Source organism: Acinetobacter sp. ANC 4173 (genome assembly GCF_004331255.1).
In the GTDB taxonomy this organism is placed as follows: Bacteria; Pseudomonadota; Gammaproteobacteria; order Pseudomonadales; family Moraxellaceae; genus Acinetobacter.
On sequence record NZ_SJOF01000012.1, the window covers coordinates 1 to 16,183 of the forward strand.

The 16,183-nt window shown below is 41.2% G+C and carries 17 protein-coding genes; 5 read left to right on the forward strand and 12 right to left on the reverse strand.

From position 1 onward, the window contains the following. Positions 1–446: electron transfer flavoprotein subunit beta/FixA family protein (locus E0H94_RS13515; RefSeq protein ID WP_131326999.1), on the reverse strand; the 446-nt coding region annotated here is incomplete at its 3' end. 497 nt (positions 447–943) lie between these two features. Continuing rightward, a complete protein-coding gene (locus E0H94_RS13520) occupies positions 944–1,549 on the reverse strand; it encodes a LysE family translocator (RefSeq protein ID WP_131327000.1) in 606 nt (201 codons plus the stop codon). Positions 1,550–1,664: 115 nt separating this feature from the next. Here E0H94_RS13520 and E0H94_RS13525 point away from each other — a divergent pair, with 115 nt between their 5' ends. Then, positions 1,665–2,159, forward strand: coding sequence for an Lrp/AsnC family transcriptional regulator (locus tag E0H94_RS13525; protein WP_131263855.1), 495 nt, complete (start codon positions 1,665–1,667; stop codon positions 2,157–2,159). 8 nt (positions 2,160–2,167) lie between these two features. Beyond that, on the forward strand, positions 2,168–2,728 hold the full coding sequence (locus E0H94_RS13530; protein ID WP_131327001.1) for a GNAT family N-acetyltransferase: 561 nt from the start codon (positions 2,168–2,170) through the stop codon (positions 2,726–2,728). On the opposite strand, the gene E0H94_RS13535 is transcribed toward E0H94_RS13530, so the two are convergent. From E0H94_RS13535 to E0H94_RS18930, 9 genes are all read right to left on the reverse strand, one after another. Then, the gene (locus E0H94_RS13535; RefSeq protein WP_131327002.1) at positions 2,708–3,076 is read right to left on the reverse strand and encodes a hypothetical protein; all 369 of its coding nucleotides are present in this window, start codon (positions 3,074–3,076) and stop codon (positions 2,708–2,710) included. The genes E0H94_RS13530 and E0H94_RS13535 overlap by 21 nt on opposite strands. A 224-nt stretch (positions 3,077–3,300) precedes the next feature. After that, on the reverse strand, positions 3,301–4,224 hold the full coding sequence (gene xerA, locus E0H94_RS13540) for a site-specific tyrosine recombinase/integron integrase (protein WP_131327003.1): 924 nt from the start codon (positions 4,222–4,224) through the stop codon (positions 3,301–3,303). A 10-nt stretch (positions 4,225–4,234) separates the two neighbouring features. Further along, entirely contained in the window at positions 4,235–4,849 is a 615-nt protein-coding gene (locus E0H94_RS13545; RefSeq protein ID WP_131327004.1) for an alpha/beta fold hydrolase, read from the reverse strand. 104 nt (positions 4,850–4,953) lie between these two features. Then, positions 4,954–5,799 (reverse strand): diaminopimelate epimerase, encoded by an 846-nt coding sequence (gene dapF, locus E0H94_RS13550; protein WP_131327005.1) that lies wholly within the window; start codon positions 5,797–5,799, stop codon positions 4,954–4,956. A gap of 13 nt (positions 5,800–5,812) precedes the next feature. Beyond that, positions 5,813–7,057, reverse strand: a complete 1,245-nt coding sequence (lysA, locus tag E0H94_RS13555) for a diaminopimelate decarboxylase (protein WP_131327006.1) — start codon at positions 7,055–7,057, stop codon at positions 5,813–5,815. A 24-nt stretch (positions 7,058–7,081) separates the two neighbouring features. Beyond that, entirely contained in the window at positions 7,082–7,306 is a 225-nt protein-coding gene (lptM, locus tag E0H94_RS13560) for an LPS translocon maturation chaperone LptM (protein ID WP_131327007.1), read from the reverse strand. 133 nt (positions 7,307–7,439) lie between these two features. Next, complete coding sequence (locus tag E0H94_RS13565) at positions 7,440–8,843, reverse strand: amino acid permease (protein WP_131327008.1); 1,404 nt, start codon at positions 8,841–8,843, stop codon at positions 7,440–7,442. Positions 8,844–9,140: 297 nt separating this feature from the next. Then, positions 9,141–10,649, reverse strand: coding sequence for an alanine/glycine:cation symporter family protein (locus E0H94_RS13570; protein ID WP_131327009.1), 1,509 nt, complete (start codon positions 10,647–10,649; stop codon positions 9,141–9,143). Beyond that, positions 10,627–10,749 (reverse strand): hypothetical protein, encoded by a 123-nt coding sequence (locus tag E0H94_RS18930; RefSeq protein WP_264757561.1) that lies wholly within the window; start codon positions 10,747–10,749, stop codon positions 10,627–10,629. The genes E0H94_RS13570 and E0H94_RS18930 overlap by 23 nt, the downstream gene beginning before the upstream one ends. A 250-nt stretch (positions 10,750–10,999) precedes the next feature. On the opposite strand from E0H94_RS18930, the gene radA reads away from it, so the two are divergent. The 3 genes from radA (at position 11,000) to tehB (ending at position 14,486) form a co-directional block, all read left to right on the forward strand. Next, complete coding sequence (radA, locus tag E0H94_RS13575) at positions 11,000–12,382, forward strand: DNA repair protein RadA (RefSeq protein WP_131327010.1); 1,383 nt, start codon at positions 11,000–11,002, stop codon at positions 12,380–12,382. Between the two features lie 128 nt (positions 12,383–12,510). Next, the gene (locus tag E0H94_RS13580; RefSeq protein WP_131327011.1) at positions 12,511–13,485 is read left to right on the forward strand and encodes a TIM44-like domain-containing protein; all 975 of its coding nucleotides are present in this window, start codon (positions 12,511–12,513) and stop codon (positions 13,483–13,485) included. Positions 13,486–13,622: 137 nt separating this feature from the next. Next, on the forward strand, positions 13,623–14,486 hold the full coding sequence (gene tehB / locus E0H94_RS13585; RefSeq protein WP_131327012.1) for an SAM-dependent methyltransferase TehB: 864 nt from the start codon (positions 13,623–13,625) through the stop codon (positions 14,484–14,486). A 50-nt stretch (positions 14,487–14,536) separates the two neighbouring features. Here tehB and cysN read toward each other — a convergent pair whose 3' ends face one another. Then, entirely contained in the window at positions 14,537–16,153 is a 1,617-nt protein-coding gene (gene cysN / locus E0H94_RS13590; protein ID WP_131327013.1) for a sulfate adenylyltransferase subunit CysN, read from the reverse strand. Positions 16,154–16,183: the final 30 nt, after the last annotated feature.

Consider the following 16,183-nt stretch of genomic DNA (forward strand, 5'->3'; position numbering starts at 1 on the left):
ACTTTCACTTCAGATGCGAACGTACCTTGACCTGCACCCAATAGTGCACCAAGCATTTGACCAACTTGGTTAGAGTCGTCATCAATGGCTTGTTTACCAAGAAGAATTAATTGTGGTTGTTCAGCAGCAACAACACCTTTCAGGATTTTAGCAACTTCCAAAGCACCGAGTTGGCTGTCATCAGCTTCAACCAAGATACCGCGGTCAGCGCCAAGTGCCATTGCAGAACGAATTTGTTCTTGCGCTTCTTTAGGACCAATAGAAACAACGATGATTTCTGAAACAGTTCCTTTTTCTTTTAAGCGAACCGCTTCTTCCACTGCGATTTCACAGAATGGGTTAATTGACATCTTAACGTTAGTAAGGTCTACCCCACTATTGTCCGGTTTAACGCGAACTTTAACGTTGGCATCAACCACACGTTTTACAGCAACAAGAGCCTTCATGTAATCCTCGGCTGTTTTAGCAAAAGTAAATGTTGAGAAAAGTTATATTAACTCTTCACTTAAAATTTTTTAGGTGTCCTATCTTGCAATTGTATGGCATTTCGGTCAAGTCACAATTACTCAATCCACTGTAAAAATGCGTAAAAAGGGCTGAACGTTGCGTTCAAAGTTTTATTTGCATGAATTTTGATTCTAAAATAGCGGTTTTAGTGTACTAATTTTAAACGTTGATTTTTATTATTTTTTTACTTTATTTACTACATAATTTTTTCTGATCAACTGCTTCAATTGCTGTCTGTAATAAGCATCTGATATGTAGTGCAATACTTTAAAACAGCACCAATGACTTGTCAGTTTTGACAAAAACTGATTAAGTTTATCAATTTTAGAGTTGCACAAACATAATCATTAAATTTAAACATCCTGTGAAAAGGTACTACTCAGGATTGTCTGAATATAAAAAGCATGCCCTTTTTTAAGCATGCTTAATACGACCATCAATTTGCGATTAACCAAGTCGCAGCTATCATCAATAAACCACCCGATCCTGCATCAATCCATTTTTGCTTTTTGGCATCTAATTGCGCATTTTGTGTAATTTTGGCCACCACAAAACTTAACCCGCTATACACCACTAAACATAAACCAATAAAAATAGATGACAAAATAAGACCTTGGGCAACTGTATTTCCCGACTGGTTTATAAATTGTGGCAAAATTGCAAAGTAAATGAGCATGCCTTTAGGATTCAGTAGTGCTGTAAAAAAACCTTTGGTAACTGGGCTACCCGCTTGTGCTTTTGGTACTTGCAACGATTTAGTATTAAAAACTGACTTTAATAAGCTTAAAGCAAGATACAACAGATACGCGATACCTAACCAACGAATCGTTTCAAACAATAACGGAAAAGAAATAAGAATTGCCGCAATACCGACTGCGACCAAAACTGAATGTATTAAATACCCCATGCAAATACCAAGGGTTGCCATAATTCCAGCCTTTACCCCTTTCGACATGACTTGTGAAAAGATAAATAGTATGTCGGGACCCGGGGTAAAAACCAGAGGCAAAACGGTCAGTGCAAACAATAAATATACAGACATATCCTTTTTCCCTTTCGAATAGGCTGAAAGTGAAAATTAGTATCTGCGAATTTATACAAAATAGGATTGCAAATATTCTATAATTAGGTTTAATTTTCGAATTTAATTCTATTTTATGAAATCATCTTCCAAGAATATTTTAATCAAACTCGATCGTATTGATAAAAGTATCATTCGTGCTTTGCAGCAGAATGGTCGTATTCAAAATAATGACTTAGCCAAAGAAGTTGGGCTGTCGCCTTCATCTTGTTTAAGAAGGGTCAAACTACTGGAAGAAGCCGGGGTAATCCAGAATTACACCACCGTGGTTGATCCACAAAAGATTGGTTTTCAACTGATTTTGTTTTCACGTATTTGGTTGGTGGGACAAGATGCTGAAACCATTGATCGTTTTATTGAAGCCATGAAAGAACTGCCCCAAGTCATGGAGTGTTATATTATTTTGGGCGAATGTGATGCCATGCTGAAAGTGGTGGTACCGGATTTAGAAAACTATCGAAAATTTCAGTCTACACATTTGACCAAGAAAAATGGCATCACCAGTGTCAAAACTGATTTGCCTAGCCAAATTATTAAGCAAAGTTTTCAACTTCCGCTTGAAGATTTATAAAAGATGCTATGCAGAATTCTCTAGAAAGTACGCGCTTAATTTTACGTCCATGGCAAGAGGCTGATCGGTTGCCATTTTCTCAACTGAATGCTGATCCTGCCGTCATGCGTTATTTTCCGAAATGCTTGTCTCATGCTGAAAGTGATCTGCTCATTGATAAATGCCAAGCTTTAATTGAACAGCGTGGCTGGGGATTTTGGGCGGTCGAATTAAAATCTGAACACCGTTTAATTGGCATGACAGGATTGCATGATCAACCCGATCAATTCAGCTTTTCACCTTGTACCGAAATTGGCTGGCGTTTGCACAAAGACTATTGGGGTCAGGGCTATGCGACTGAAGCAGCGCAACTTGCATTGAATTTTGCCTTTCAAACACTCCATCTCAATCAAGTCGTTGCTTTTACCGCATCCATTAACCACCCCTCTCAAGCCGTTATGCAACGATTGGGCATGCAATATCAACAAAAATTTCTACATCCCGCACTAAGCACCGATAGTATTTTGCAGAAGCACGTACTGTATTGCATTGATTCAAGTGAATTTAGCTCAAATATGCGCGTTCACTAGAAAATCTCGATGTACATGACTCAGTTCAATCAACTCATAAAGGGACAAATCAAAAATTTCCCAGACCAATTGAAAGTCATCGGTCGTATCCATAATTGGAATAGAGCTTGCAGACACATTCCACGTTGTGCCGTCCCAGACATAGCACTTGAGGGTCTTCTGTTGCAGAGCTTGCACCATGCCAGACGTATTAATCCCTTCAATCACTGAATTTTCAGGCAATAGAGGTTGTACTTCAGGTAAGCAATATTCAATAAAATGTTTAATCTGGCGCAAACCATATCCTGCAAAAATATCCTTTTGCACTGAATTTAATTGATTATATTTTTCTTGTATGTTTGAAATCATGGCTTGCAATCCTCTTTCATTCTACGTTCAAAACTCACAATCGGTATATTGATGTTCAATACCGCATGCCAAACGATACTTATACTGCATCTTTTGATTTTTTATTATTCTACAATAGTACAAATATGCTCTTTTGCATTTTACTTATGCCATGACTAGAGCAAGTTTTGTACCAAAATAAAAGCCTTCATCGAAATGATAGGCCTATATTTATACTGAAATTGTTACTGATTTTTGAATTGGGCACGTGGATGTGCTTGATCGTAGACATTGGCCAGCCGATCAAAATCGACATGGGTATATATTTGTGTGGTACTTAAATTACTATGCCCCAACATTTCCTGCACAGCTCTTAAATCACCACTATTTGAAAGCATATGACTGGCAAAACAATGTCTTAACAAGTGTGGATGTAAATCGACACTGACCCCCGCGCGTTGTGCCTGAAACTTCACCCGATTTTCAATTTGTCTGGCGCCCAGTGGATTGCCTTTACGACTAATAAAGACATGCGCATCGGGGACAAAATCACCTTGCCACAGTGGATACAACTTTAGCCATTCCATTAATGCATTTTTGGCTTTGGTACCAAAAGGCACTACACGGGTTTTATTACCTTTCCCCGTAATCCGTAATAATAGCCGATTAAAATCAATGTCTTTAATTTTTAGACTTTGTACTTCAGCGAGTCGTAATCCACTCGAATACAGTAATTCTAAAATTGCCTTATCACGCAGCCACAATTCTTGATCTGGCTCTTTTTCAGGCTTCGTCTGATCTAAAATTTGCTGAATGGTTTCAATATCCACCATACCCGGCAAGGGTCGCGGTTGGCGCTTTAATTGGAAATCATCAGATGGATTAAACGTCAAATAATTACCTTCTTTTGCCCACTTCATAAACTGACGAATCGCAGACAATAATCGCTGTAAACTACTAGAACTCAATTGCTGTTGTTCTACTTTGACTGCCAAATATTCCCGTAAATCTGACGTTTCTATATCTTGTAACAGCAGTTTTTTCTGATCACAAAACTGTAAAAAATCGCCAACATCACGCTCATACGCCAGTAAAGTTAATTTAGACTGATTTTGTATTTCCCGTGCTTTCAGCCACATGGCGAGTAATTGTTGGGACTCTACAGACATAATGCCCATCCTAAACTTCAAAATTAAAGTGAGTTAAATACTGCTGAATGTGTGCTGCAACTTCTTTGGCATGGTGTTCCCCGAAGGCATGATCACCCCCATGAATCAGATGTAGCTGCGCTTGTGGCAGTTTTTGTTGCAAAGTCTGTCCAACGGCAATTGGGCTAATCGGATCTTGATCTCCCCACAATAACAATACTGGCATTCTAATCTTTTCAAGTTGCTGTGATAAATCTATCTGCGTAGCCATAAACCAGTCTGGATAGTTAAGATATTGTTGTTGATAAGCGGTTCGCCAATCTTGTACCTGAAATGGGGCTAAATCAATTCCACCCGAAGTTGCCAAAAGCACTAATCCCTTGACCAAATCTGGACGTGCTATTGCCGCCTGTACAGCAAAAATCCCGCCCATAGACTGTGCAATCAAAACAGATTCAGACTGAATCTGTTGCAAAACATAATTCGACAAACTGGCAAAATCATAAACACTCTCTTGGCTTGGTTCCTCACCAAAACTCGGATAAGCAATGACCTGGTTAGATTCTGCATGAGATAATTCATTGATTAAGGGATTCCAGAACGTAGTACTTCCCGATGCGCCTGGTAGAAAAATTAAATTTGGCATGTCTACACTTTATATCTATTTATCTTTGGCTTCAGCATAGCCGATTTTAATCCATAAAAAAGCACCATCATGAAGACAGTGCTTTTTTTAACATCAATGCCGATTTAGCCTTGGAAATAACGCAGGTCAATACGTCCTTCATAAACGTTGGCTGTCGGACCTGTCATCCAGACCACATCGCCCTCACGCCATTCAATTTGTAATTTTCCACCCGCCAACTCAATTTCAACCTGATTCGCCAATAAACCACGACGGATACCTGAAACAGCAGCAGCACATGCTCCCGTGCCACAGGCTAAAGTTTCACCAACACCACGCTCGAATACACGTAAACGTGCATGTGTTTCATCAATAATCTGCATGAATCCTGCATTCACACGCGCTGGGAAACGAGCATGTGACTCGACTTGTGGTCCCATCATTGCCACATCAGCCGTAATCACATCTGGGACAATAGTCACCGCATGTGGATTCCCCATGTTCACCACATCAATTTGAATCTGTTGTTGATTTGCCAACTCTAGATCATACAGACTTGCTGGTTCATCGACCAAAAATGGAATTTCCTGTGGCAGGAACTTTGGATACCCCATATTGACGCGTACCCAACCATTCGAACCCAATTCAGGTTCGACGATCCCAGCTTTGGTTTGTACCTTAATTTTGGTTTTCGTTGTCAATTGTCGTTCATGTACAAAACGAGCAAAACAGCGCACGCCATTCCCGCATTGTTCCACTTCTGAACCATCGGCATTAAAAATACGATATTTAAAATCCGCTTCTGGCATATCAGGTGGTTCAACAATTAACAATTGATCAAAACCAATGCCAAAATGTCGATCGGCAAGACGTTGGATGGTCAGTGCATCTAAGTAAGCACGCTGACTAATTAAATCCACAACCATGAAGTCATTGCCTAGACCATGCATTTTAGTAAATTCTAAAAACATTTTTAGTGACTCCTTAAGGCAATAAACGCTCTTTTTCCCAAAGTGATTCGATTGTTTCACGCTCACGAATCAGATGTGAGTTCGCGCCATCAACCATGACTTCAGCCGCACGTCCACGCGTATTGTAATTTGAACTCATGACAAAACCGTATGCACCTGCCCCCAACACTGCAAGTGTATCGTTTTCACGGAGTGCTAAATCACGTTCTTTCCCCAAGAAATCGCCCGTTTCACAAATTGCACCCACCACATCCCATTGCAAAGTTTCGACATCGTGTCGTGGCGTTACAGGTTGGATATCCATCCATGCTTCATACAAAGCTGGACGAATCAAATCGTTCATTGCTGCATCAATAATGGCAAAGTTACGATGATTGGTCGGTTTCAATAAATCTACTTTGGTCAGCAACACACCTGCATTGGCTGAAATACTGCGTCCCGGTTCCATATACACTTTTAAACCTAACTTTTCTAAAGCAGGTTTCAACGCATTGGCATATTCTTCAACTGTTGGAGGAACTTCATCTTTATAAGTCACTCCCAACCCCCCCCCAATATCGACATGCTTTAATTCAATACCAAGCTCTTTGAGTTTTTCAATCATGAACATGACACGATCAAGAGCATCAACAAACGGTTTGGTTTCAGTTAACTGTGAACCAATATGACAGTCGATGCCGATAATTTCTAGATTCGGTAGACTGGCTGCATATTGATAGGTTTCAAATACCGTATCCGAAGGAATACCGAACTTGTTTTCTTTTAATCCCGTTGAAATATAAGGATGCGTTTTTGCATCGACATCTGGGTTAACGCGTAATGAAATTGGGGCTTTTTTGCCTAATGCTGCCGCCACTTTCTGAATACGATCTAATTCTGCATAAGATTCAACATTAAAACATGCAATGCCGACTTCCAATGATTTTTGAATATCTGCTTCAGTTTTACCTAAACCCGAAAAGACAACTTTAGATGCATCACCACCTGCAGCCAACACACGGGCTAACTCACCACCCGTCACAATGTCAAAGCCACAACCTAATTTGGCTAACACGCTGAGTACTGCAATATTTGAGTTAGACTTTACCGCAAAACAAATTTGATGATCGATAAAACCAAAAGCACGGTCCATATCTAAAAAATGCTTTTCAAAAGTTGCTTTTGAATACACATACAGTGGCGTGCCATATTGCTGCGCAAGCTGTTCTAGGGAACACTGCTCTGCGTACAATACCCCATTAATGCGGGTAAAACTCATGGAAGATGTCCTTTCAATGACAAGTTAAGGAGTAGAAGATTTTGATTCTGTAGTTGTCGGTTGTTCAACCGATTCAGTCGTTTGAACTTGCTCTGTTTTTTGAGCAGACTCTACATTTGGATATAACAAATATTTTGCACGTTTGTCATAATTTGAATCGCTTGGTAATTGTAATGCACCCGATTGACCACAACCGACTAATGAAGATCCCAACACCAATACACTTATGCAGCAAATGACGTGACGCATCTGACCACCTATCTCAAATTTTAACAAAGTATAACCCGATCAACGCATTGACCAAAGCATTAAACGCTAGAGATTATCGCCAGACATAAAAAAACGCCAGTTCTAAACTGACGTTTTTCTGTATACGCAGCGATTATTTATGTTTTGGCTTATAAAAACAGAAATAACCAATGGCAAGAATGATAAGCCAAATTGGACTCACCATTAAGGCTTTCATGGTATCTGGCTCTAATGACAACACGTAAATCATGCCAATGAAGAACACAATCACCACCCAACACGTCAAAGGACCACCAGGCAATTTAAAGGTCGATTTCGCATGTAAGTCTGGACGTGTTTTGTAGTAAACCAAATAGCTCCACAAAATAATCAACCACACCAAAATAAACAGAATCGTGGATAAAGTCGTTGCCAGAGTAAAGGCTTCAACCGTATTTGGTACAAAGTACTGTAAGGCCGCACCACCCAACAAACAAATTGCAGAGAAATATAAAGCATTTGCAGGAACTGCACGCTTATTCAAATGACCAAAAGCTTGTGGTCCTTGCTTCTCACGCGATAAACCGAACAACATACGGCTGGTCGAGAATACCCCACTGTTCATAGAGGACATCACAGAAGACAACACCACAAGGTTCATGATAATCGCAGCGGCTGCAATACCTGCCTGACTAAACAAATTCACGAATGGGCTAACTTCTGGGTTGATCCTGTTCCATGGTGTCACCGACATCACAATCACCAATGCCAGCACATAGAAAATGATAATACGGATTGGAATTGAATTGACTGCTTTAGGCAAGTTACGCTCAGGATCTTTGGTTTCCGCTGCTGTAGTCCCAACCAATTCCACCCCGACAAAGGCAAAAATTGCAATTTGGAAACCGGCCAAGAAACCCCCCATACCCGTCGGGAACATGCCGCCATTGGCCCACAAGTGCGTGAACGATGCCACTTCACCCGTAGTGGAAGTAAAGCCTGTAAAAATCATCCACAAACCAACGGCAATGAGCACCACAATTGCAATAATTTTGACCAATGCAAACCAGAACTCAAGCTCACCAAACAGCTTCACCGTCATGAGGTTTAAACCCATAATAAAGACGATGGCAGCAACGCTGATCATTGCACCTTCAACTGGGCTAAATGGTAGTCCATTGTTGAAGAATTGCAGATAATAAATAATGGCGGATAAGTCCGCGATACCAATGGTGATCCAACACAACCAATAGGTCCAACCCACGAAATAACCCGCCCAAGGACCAATCAGGTCTGTCGAGAAGTCAATAAAAGACTTATATTTCAGGTTAGATAATAGTAGCTCTCCTAATGCACGCATTACGAAAAACACCATTAAACCGATGATCATGTAAATAAATAATATTGATGGGCCCGCCAAACTAATGGTTTTACCGGACCCCATGAACAAACCAGTACCAATTGCACCACCAATCGCAATTAGTTGTAGATGTCGATTTGACAAACTACGATGGAGTTCGCCTTGTGCAGCTGACTCATTCGTGTTTTGATTTAACATCGCTATAAAAACTCTCTATTAATCCTTTAAGATTTTTTAACCAAATTAATCCAAATTACACATTTGTACTATTCTTAAGCACGCCTTCGCCATGTAAGTTTTTGGGTCAATCCAAGCTAAACAACTCTATCTGTATCGTTCAGCATTCAAGCCTTATACAATTGGGGCCGATAATACGCACTACATCAATGCAATACAATGCACCTTTTGGACACATCAGTTCATATAAATCTTATACCATTCAATAAAAAAAGCAGCCGCCGTGGCTGCTTTTTAAGTTCTACTTCACACTAAAATTCAATTACTTTGTTGATTATTCTGTTGTTTCTTTAAGCGTTCTTCCCAATAAGTTGCATTACGGATCCCTAGTTTTACAGGATCAAAGGTATATTCTGTTACTCCTGCTTTTTGTTGCTGCTCATAATCTTTCAATGCTTTGATGGTTGGTTTCCATACAAAGTAGGTCACAATAATACCCACAATATTAATCCAAGCCATTAAGCCAACACCTATATCGCCAATTCCCCAGATATAGCCTGTTGCACTAATCACACCGTAAGCGACTGAAATCATGATAAAACATTTCGTAACGAACAATAATGATGGAGATTGAGTGATATAGCTCAAATAAGTGATGTTGGTTTCTGCGATATAGTAATAAGCAACAATTGTGGTAAATGCGAAGAAGAACACCGCCAAGGCAACAAAAATTTGTCCAAAACCACCAAATACAGTGCTCACCGCCATTTGGGTAAATGCTGGCGAACCAATTTCGACAGTACCTGCAACGTTTTGAACAATAAATTGCCCTGCTTCTAATGTGCCTTGTACGTTATACATACCTGTAATTAAAATCATGAAGGCTGTAGCAGAACAAACAAATAGCGTATCAACATAAATTGAGAAGGCTTGTACAAAACCTTGTTGCGCTGGATGTTGTACTTCTGCGGCTGCCGCTGCATGCGGTCCAGTACCCTGACCTGCTTCATTCGAATAAACACCACGTTTAACGCCCCAACCAATTGCAGCACCCAGTCCTGCCATTGGGCTAAACGCATCGTCAAAAATAAGTTGTAAGACACGTGGTAATTCGTGAATGTTGATTACAACAATCACCATCGCCATTAAAATATAGCCTAGCGCCATAAATGGAACGACAAACTCTGCAAAACGTGCAATACGCTTAATACCACCAAAAATAATGATGGCCAATAAAGATAGAATTACAACCAAAGCAACTAATTTGAATACACCCACATTACCAAAGACGATGGAACCTTCACCTGTAATTTGCGTAAATGCATTCCCCACCGCATTGGCTTGAATACCTGGTAGGAACAAACCACAAGCCACAATTGCGGCAACTGCAAATACCACTCCCAACCAACGTTGCCCTAAACCTTTATCAAAATAAAAAGCAGGTCCACCACGGTACTGACCTTGGTATTCCACCTTATAAATTTGACCCAAAGTAGATTCTACGTAAGCTGTACTTGCCCCTAAGAAAGCCACAAGCCACATCCAAAATACTGCACCCGGACCACCAAAACCAATTGCTGCTGCTACCCCTGCAATATTACCAACACCTACACGCCCCGAAAGTGATACGGCTAATGCTTGAAATGAAGAAATTCCTTGTTCTGAAGAACCACCATGTATTAATAATCTTGCCATCTCTTTCATTTGGCGAACTTGAACAAAGCGCGTCAGAATAGAGAAAAATAAACCTGCTCCCAAACACAAATAAATAAGAGCCTTGCTCCAAATAATACTATTTACCCAATCAACAATTTCTGCTGCACTCATAGACATCAACCTTTTTTATATAATTTGAAAATGTTGCAATTGCTTTATTTTCATTTGTTTGAGCAAGAGCAATATCTATGCCATCAAACTGCTGTGTCATGACAAGAAACAACCAAACGCTCAAACTCCTTGCATGGAAAAAGTGAACTGAACAAATCACTTGACTCAAAACACACTGTTTCTTACTTGTAAAAGTCTTAGATCATGTTATTTTTCTGAGCAATTCCCTTTAACCCGTAATTACGATAAACAGCGACACTTCTTATTCCTTAAGAATTGCATTCACTGTATTTAATTGTTTTCGTAACTATTACTTTTATCTAATTTACAGATTATTTTCAATTTTATTTATGGCAAAAATTAAAACCGTATATCGCTGTGAGCAGTGTGGTGCAGACCATTCAAAATGGGCTGGACAATGTATTGAATGTGGCGAATGGAACAGTCTGGTTGAAGTCCGTATTGAACCTGTAGTGACGCATCGTGCCCAGCCTAAAATAGGCGGAGGTTATGCAGGACAGGCAGCCAATATCACGACTTTAAATCAGGTCTCCGTTTCACATGAAACCCGTCTTGCAACAGGGATTGGTGAATTTGACCGCGTACTCGGTGGGGGGTTGGTGACAGGTTCTGTAGTATTGATTGGTGGTGATCCCGGCATTGGTAAATCAACCATTCTTTTACAGACAGCAACTTACATGGCGGCGGCTAAAAGTTCTGCACTTTATGTTACAGGCGAAGAATCACTATCACAGGTTGCACTGCGTGCACAACGTCTAGATTTGCCCACCGACCAATTAAAAGTTATGGCAGAAACCTGTGTAGAACGCATTTGTGAAGTTTTAGCACAAGCACGTCCTGCTGTTGCCATTCTCGATTCTATTCAAACCCTTTACACAGAAACCTTACAATCTGCTCCAGGTGGAGTCTCGCAAATTCGAGAATCGGCTGCATTACTCACGCGTTTTGCTAAAAATAGTGGCACCGCACTTTTTCTGGTCGGTCATGTTACCAAAGAAGGTGCTTTGGCAGGTCCACGTGTGCTTGAACATATGGTCGATTGTGTTCTGTACTTTGAAGGACAGTCCGACTCACGTTATCGCATGATTCGTGCAGTTAAAAACCGTTTTGGTGCGGTGAATGAATTGGGGGTTTTCGGCATGACCGATAAAGGTCTACGTGAGGTCGCCAACCCTTCGGCTATTTTCCTGAGTCGCTATGACGAAGCCATTCCGGGTTCAATCGTCATGATCAGTCGTGAAGGCACACGCCCACTGTTGGTTGAAGTACAAGCCTTGGTCGATGATGCACATGGACAACCGCGCCGCGTTGCATTGGGCTTAGAGCAAAACCGCTTAAATATGTTGCTCGCCGTTATGCACCGTCATGGTGGTGTGCAAACCTCTGGACAAGATGTCTATGTCAATGTTGTGGGTGGTTTGAAAATTACCGAAACAGGCTCGGACTTAGCCGTTCTGCTCGCTTGTGCTTCTAGTTTAAGAGGTAAAGCGTTACCACAACAATTGGCTGTCTTTGGTGAGGTTGGATTATCTGGTGAAATTCGCCCCGTACCTAACGGTCAAGAACGTTTGAAAGAAGCCATTAAACACGGCTTTAAATACATTATTGTGCCGCGCGCCAATGCACCACAAAAAACGATTGCAGGCGTACAGATTATTGCGGTGGCACGACTACATGAAGCATTAACCGAAGCGATGAATCTATCAGAATAGCCAAACGCTGATGTTAAAATTTAACTGTGCAAAATTAAACAAAAAAATTGCTTTTTCTTATTGAAAAAATTGACAAATGCCTGCATAAATACAGGGCTATTTATCATTTTTTATTATAGGAAAATTGAATGGAAGTTCGACAGCGTAGTTTAGTTGCAGGTATTTTAGCAGCGATGTTATTGGTAGCACCTTTGGCAGAAGCTAAACGTGCAGGTGGTGGAAAGAGTCATGGCATGAGCCGTTCTGCGACACCAACCCAGTCTTATCAACAGCCTCGTCAAGCAACACCTGCTCAACAACCTGTTGCCCCTGCAACTGCACCACAAAAATCTGGTCCAGGTGTAGGTAGTATGGTTGCTGCGGGTGTTGCGGGTGCTGCCGTAGGTGCTGTTGCTGCAAATGCACTTGCAGATGACCGTCCAGCAAGCCAAGCTCAAGCCGCCCAAGAAGAAAAAGGTGGAATTCCGAGTTGGATCTGGATATTACTCGCTGCTGCTGTTGCCTTCTTCATTTTCCGCAAGATGGGCGCAAAAAAAAAACTAACATCCACTAACCCGTATGCACCAAATAATGGCGGTCAAGCTGCATCGCCATTCGGTCAAGCACCTGCGGCACCACGCGCATCTACTGACAATACCAACATTTTTGGTCAATCTGTAGCTGGCGGTGCTGCAACGCAAGCACCAGTGAATACTGCACCCTTTGGTTCAGCCTACACCAACAGTGGTAGTCAACTCCCTGATGGTACAGAACCTGCTGCGTTCTTACGTATTGCGCGTCAACGCTTTAATCATATTCAGTCGATGAATACCTCAAGTAACATTGAAGAAATCCGTCGTTACCTCACGCCAGATTTATATCAATCAATGTATAACGACATTATGACCAACCGCGATCAAGATGTTGCTGAGTTCTCCAACTTAAATGCAATGGTGACAGATTCTGCAACTGAAAATGGTCAATATGTGGTAAGTGTTCGCTTTACAGGTACAGTCAGTGAAGACCTCAACAGTTTGCCGCAACCATTTGCAGAAATCTGGCATTTTGTTAAACCTACGGGTTCAACCCAAGATTGGTTGGTTGCTGGTATTCAGCAGGCTTAATCATTGAAATATTTAAAAACAGCGACTTCGGTCGCTGTTTTTATTTGCCATTGAATCAAGCTAATATTGAATGAAGAACATGATTGAATAGAACCTATTTCTAGCCAAGATCAAGCACCAAATAGAAGGATACCCATATGCAACCACTGCTTTGCTATAAAACTCTTCCCATTTGGAAGCATGACACCATTCCACAAGCATTTCAGCAAGCTCACAATACCAAACAAGGCACATGGGCAAAACTGAATATTTTAAAAGGCAAATTAGACTTTGCCATGCTGAATGAACAAGGAGAAATTCTTTCTGAACTTCATTTCAGCCCAACCCAACAACCGCCACTCATTGAACCACAAGCTTGGCATCGTATTGTGGCATTCAGTCCTGATATTGAATGCCAACTCAGTTTCTATTGCCAAGCCGATCAATTATTCACTCAAAAATATCAACTTACACCGACCCATTCCGAAATTTTAGCAGCCCTTCCTCATCTTCAAGGTGGCAAAGCACTTGATGTCGGTTGCGGTTCAGGACGTAATGCACTTTTTTTGGCTCAGCATGACTTTGAAGTTGATGCATGGGATGTAAATGTACAAAGCATACAACGCTTGGAACAAATAATTACAGCTGAGCAAGTACAACAAGTTCATACCCAACTCCGTGATTTAAACGAAAATCAGCAGATTCAAGATCAATATGATTTTATCTATTGCACCGTGGTGATGATGTTTTTACAAGCACATACAATTCCACCGCTCATCGCACAAATGCAGCAAGCGACCAAGTCTGGCGGTTATAACTTGATTGTCTGTGCAATGGACAGCGAAGATTATCCAGTGCAGTCCGACTTCCCTTTTAGCTTTAAGGCGGGCGAGCTGAAAGCATATTATGAAAGTTGGACCATCCTTAAATACAATGAAAATGTTGGTGAGCTACACCGTACAGATGAACAAGGACAACGCATTAAACAGCGCTTTGCCACGATTTTTGCTCAAAAAATCTAATGTTAGAGCATAAAAAACCCGCCAGATGGCGGGTTTTTTAGCATTGGATCTTATAAACGAACCAATTTCACAATTTGTTCTGCAAGTTCTTCCACTTGTTCAGCAGTAAAGCTCACATCAGTTGCATCAGCAAGGTCTGTAATTACAACCACACCCGTTTCACGCAATAAAGTAACTTGTTCTGAGGTTAAACCTGCTTTAGCAATTGCTACAACACCTTGTTGAATCAACAAGCTTTCTAAGATTTGGGCTTGCTCAAGTGCTTTTGCTGTTACAGTCACAACTGCCGGTTTTTGACCTAAACGTGCAGCACGGTCTTCCGCAGAAACAGGGTTTGCATGCGCAGACCACTCAACAGATTCTTCCACCATACCCGCACCAATCGTTACGTTATTCAAACGATCAATGAAGATAAACGAACCTGTATAACGGCTGTCTTGGTAACGATCAAACACCACTGGTGCATCAAATTCAACAGTCACATTGGCAATCGCATTGAGATCAAGATGATCCACTTGCATTTGCTCAAGTGTGTTCACGTTCGTACGGAAGTTAATGGCAGTCACTTTCGCAGGAACAGTTTGCGTGCCCACTTTTAAGTTATACAACTTGCCAATCACGAGTGGCTGATCCGCCATCCATACCACAGTCGCTTTTACAGAACGAGAAATTGCAGGAATACCCTGATCCGCACGTACCAACATATTACCGCGTGATACATCAATCTCATCGTTTAGCGTTAATGTCACCGCTTGACCTGCAAATGCATGTTCAAGGTTGCCATCAAAAGTTACAATTTCTTTAACTGTTGAAGACTTACCTGAAGGTAAAGCAACAACTTTATCGCCCACGTTAATTTCACCTAGGGCAATCGTTCCCGCAAAACCACGGAAGTCGAGGTTTGGACGGTTTACATATTGCACAGGGAAACGGAAATCACGTTTCGCGGTATCACGGTTAATTTGTACCGACTCTAGCGTCCCCATTAAGGTTTCGCCCTTGTACCACGGTGTGTGTTCCGAAACATTCACCACGTTATCGCCATTCAATGCAGAAATAGGCGTAAAGATGATGTTACTTGGCTTACGGTCACCCAATTGGCTGACGAAGTTGCCATATTCCGCTTGAATTTCATTGAAACGGGTTTCAGAGAATTCAACCAAGTCCATTTTGTTGATCGCAACAATAATGTTCTTAATACCCAACAAGCTCGCAATATATGTGTGACGACGTGTTTGCGTTTGTACACCATAACGCGCATCAATCAAAATGATCGCAAGGTCACAAGTAGACGCACCTGTTGCCATGTTACGCGTATATTGCTCGTGTCCTGGCGTATCAGCAATGATGAATTTACGTTTTTCAGTCGAGAAATAACGATAAGCCACATCAATGGTAATACCCTGCTCACGTTCTGCCTGTAAACCATCTACAAGAAGTGCCAAGTCAGGTGCATCACCCGTCGTACCCACTTTTTTAGAGTCGCGGGTAACGGCTTGCAATTGATCTTCATAAATCAATTTTGAATCATAAAGTAAACGACCGATTAAAGTACTTTTACCATCATCGACATTACCGCAAGTCAAGAAACGTAATAAGTCTTTATTTTCGTGTTGTTTCAAATATGCCAAGATATCTTGGCTAATCAGTTCAGATTGATGAGACATTGCTCAAACTCCACAAATTCGTTAGAAATC

Bases quoted from the DNA above. Each gene is read 5' to 3' on its own strand.
- E0H94_RS13520 (WP_131327000.1), bottom strand. From the start codon at position 1,549: ATGTCTGTATATTTATTGTTTGCACTGACCGTTTTGCCTCTGGTTTTT.
- E0H94_RS13525 (WP_131263855.1), top strand. From the start codon at position 1,665: ATGAAATCATCTTCCAAGAATATTTTAATCAAACTCGATCGTATTGAT.
- E0H94_RS13530 (WP_131327001.1), top strand. From the start codon at position 2,168: ATGCAGAATTCTCTAGAAAGTACGCGCTTAATTTTACGTCCATGGCAA.
- E0H94_RS13535 (WP_131327002.1), bottom strand. From the start codon at position 3,076: ATGATTTCAAACATACAAGAAAAATATAATCAATTAAATTCAGTGCAA.
- xerA (WP_131327003.1), bottom strand. From the start codon at position 4,224: ATGTCTGTAGAGTCCCAACAATTACTCGCCATGTGGCTGAAAGCACGG.
- E0H94_RS13545 (WP_131327004.1), bottom strand. From the start codon at position 4,849: ATGCCAAATTTAATTTTTCTACCAGGCGCATCGGGAAGTACTACGTTC.
- dapF (WP_131327005.1), bottom strand. From the start codon at position 5,799: ATGTTTTTAGAATTTACTAAAATGCATGGTCTAGGCAATGACTTCATG.
- lysA (WP_131327006.1), bottom strand. From the start codon at position 7,057: ATGAGTTTTACCCGCATTAATGGGGTATTGTACGCAGAGCAGTGTTCC.
- lptM (WP_131327007.1), bottom strand. From the start codon at position 7,306: ATGCGTCACGTCATTTGCTGCATAAGTGTATTGGTGTTGGGATCTTCA.
- E0H94_RS13565 (WP_131327008.1), bottom strand. From the start codon at position 8,843: ATGTTAAATCAAAACACGAATGAGTCAGCTGCACAAGGCGAACTCCAT.
- E0H94_RS13570 (WP_131327009.1), bottom strand. From the start codon at position 10,649: ATGAGTGCAGCAGAAATTGTTGATTGGGTAAATAGTATTATTTGGAGC.
- E0H94_RS18930 (WP_264757561.1), bottom strand. From the start codon at position 10,749: ATGACACAGCAGTTTGATGGCATAGATATTGCTCTTGCTCAAACAAAT.
- radA (WP_131327010.1), top strand. From the start codon at position 11,000: ATGGCAAAAATTAAAACCGTATATCGCTGTGAGCAGTGTGGTGCAGAC.
- E0H94_RS13580 (WP_131327011.1), top strand. From the start codon at position 12,511: ATGGAAGTTCGACAGCGTAGTTTAGTTGCAGGTATTTTAGCAGCGATG.
- tehB (WP_131327012.1), top strand. From the start codon at position 13,623: ATGCAACCACTGCTTTGCTATAAAACTCTTCCCATTTGGAAGCATGAC.
- cysN (WP_131327013.1), bottom strand. From the start codon at position 16,153: ATGTCTCATCAATCTGAACTGATTAGCCAAGATATCTTGGCATATTTG.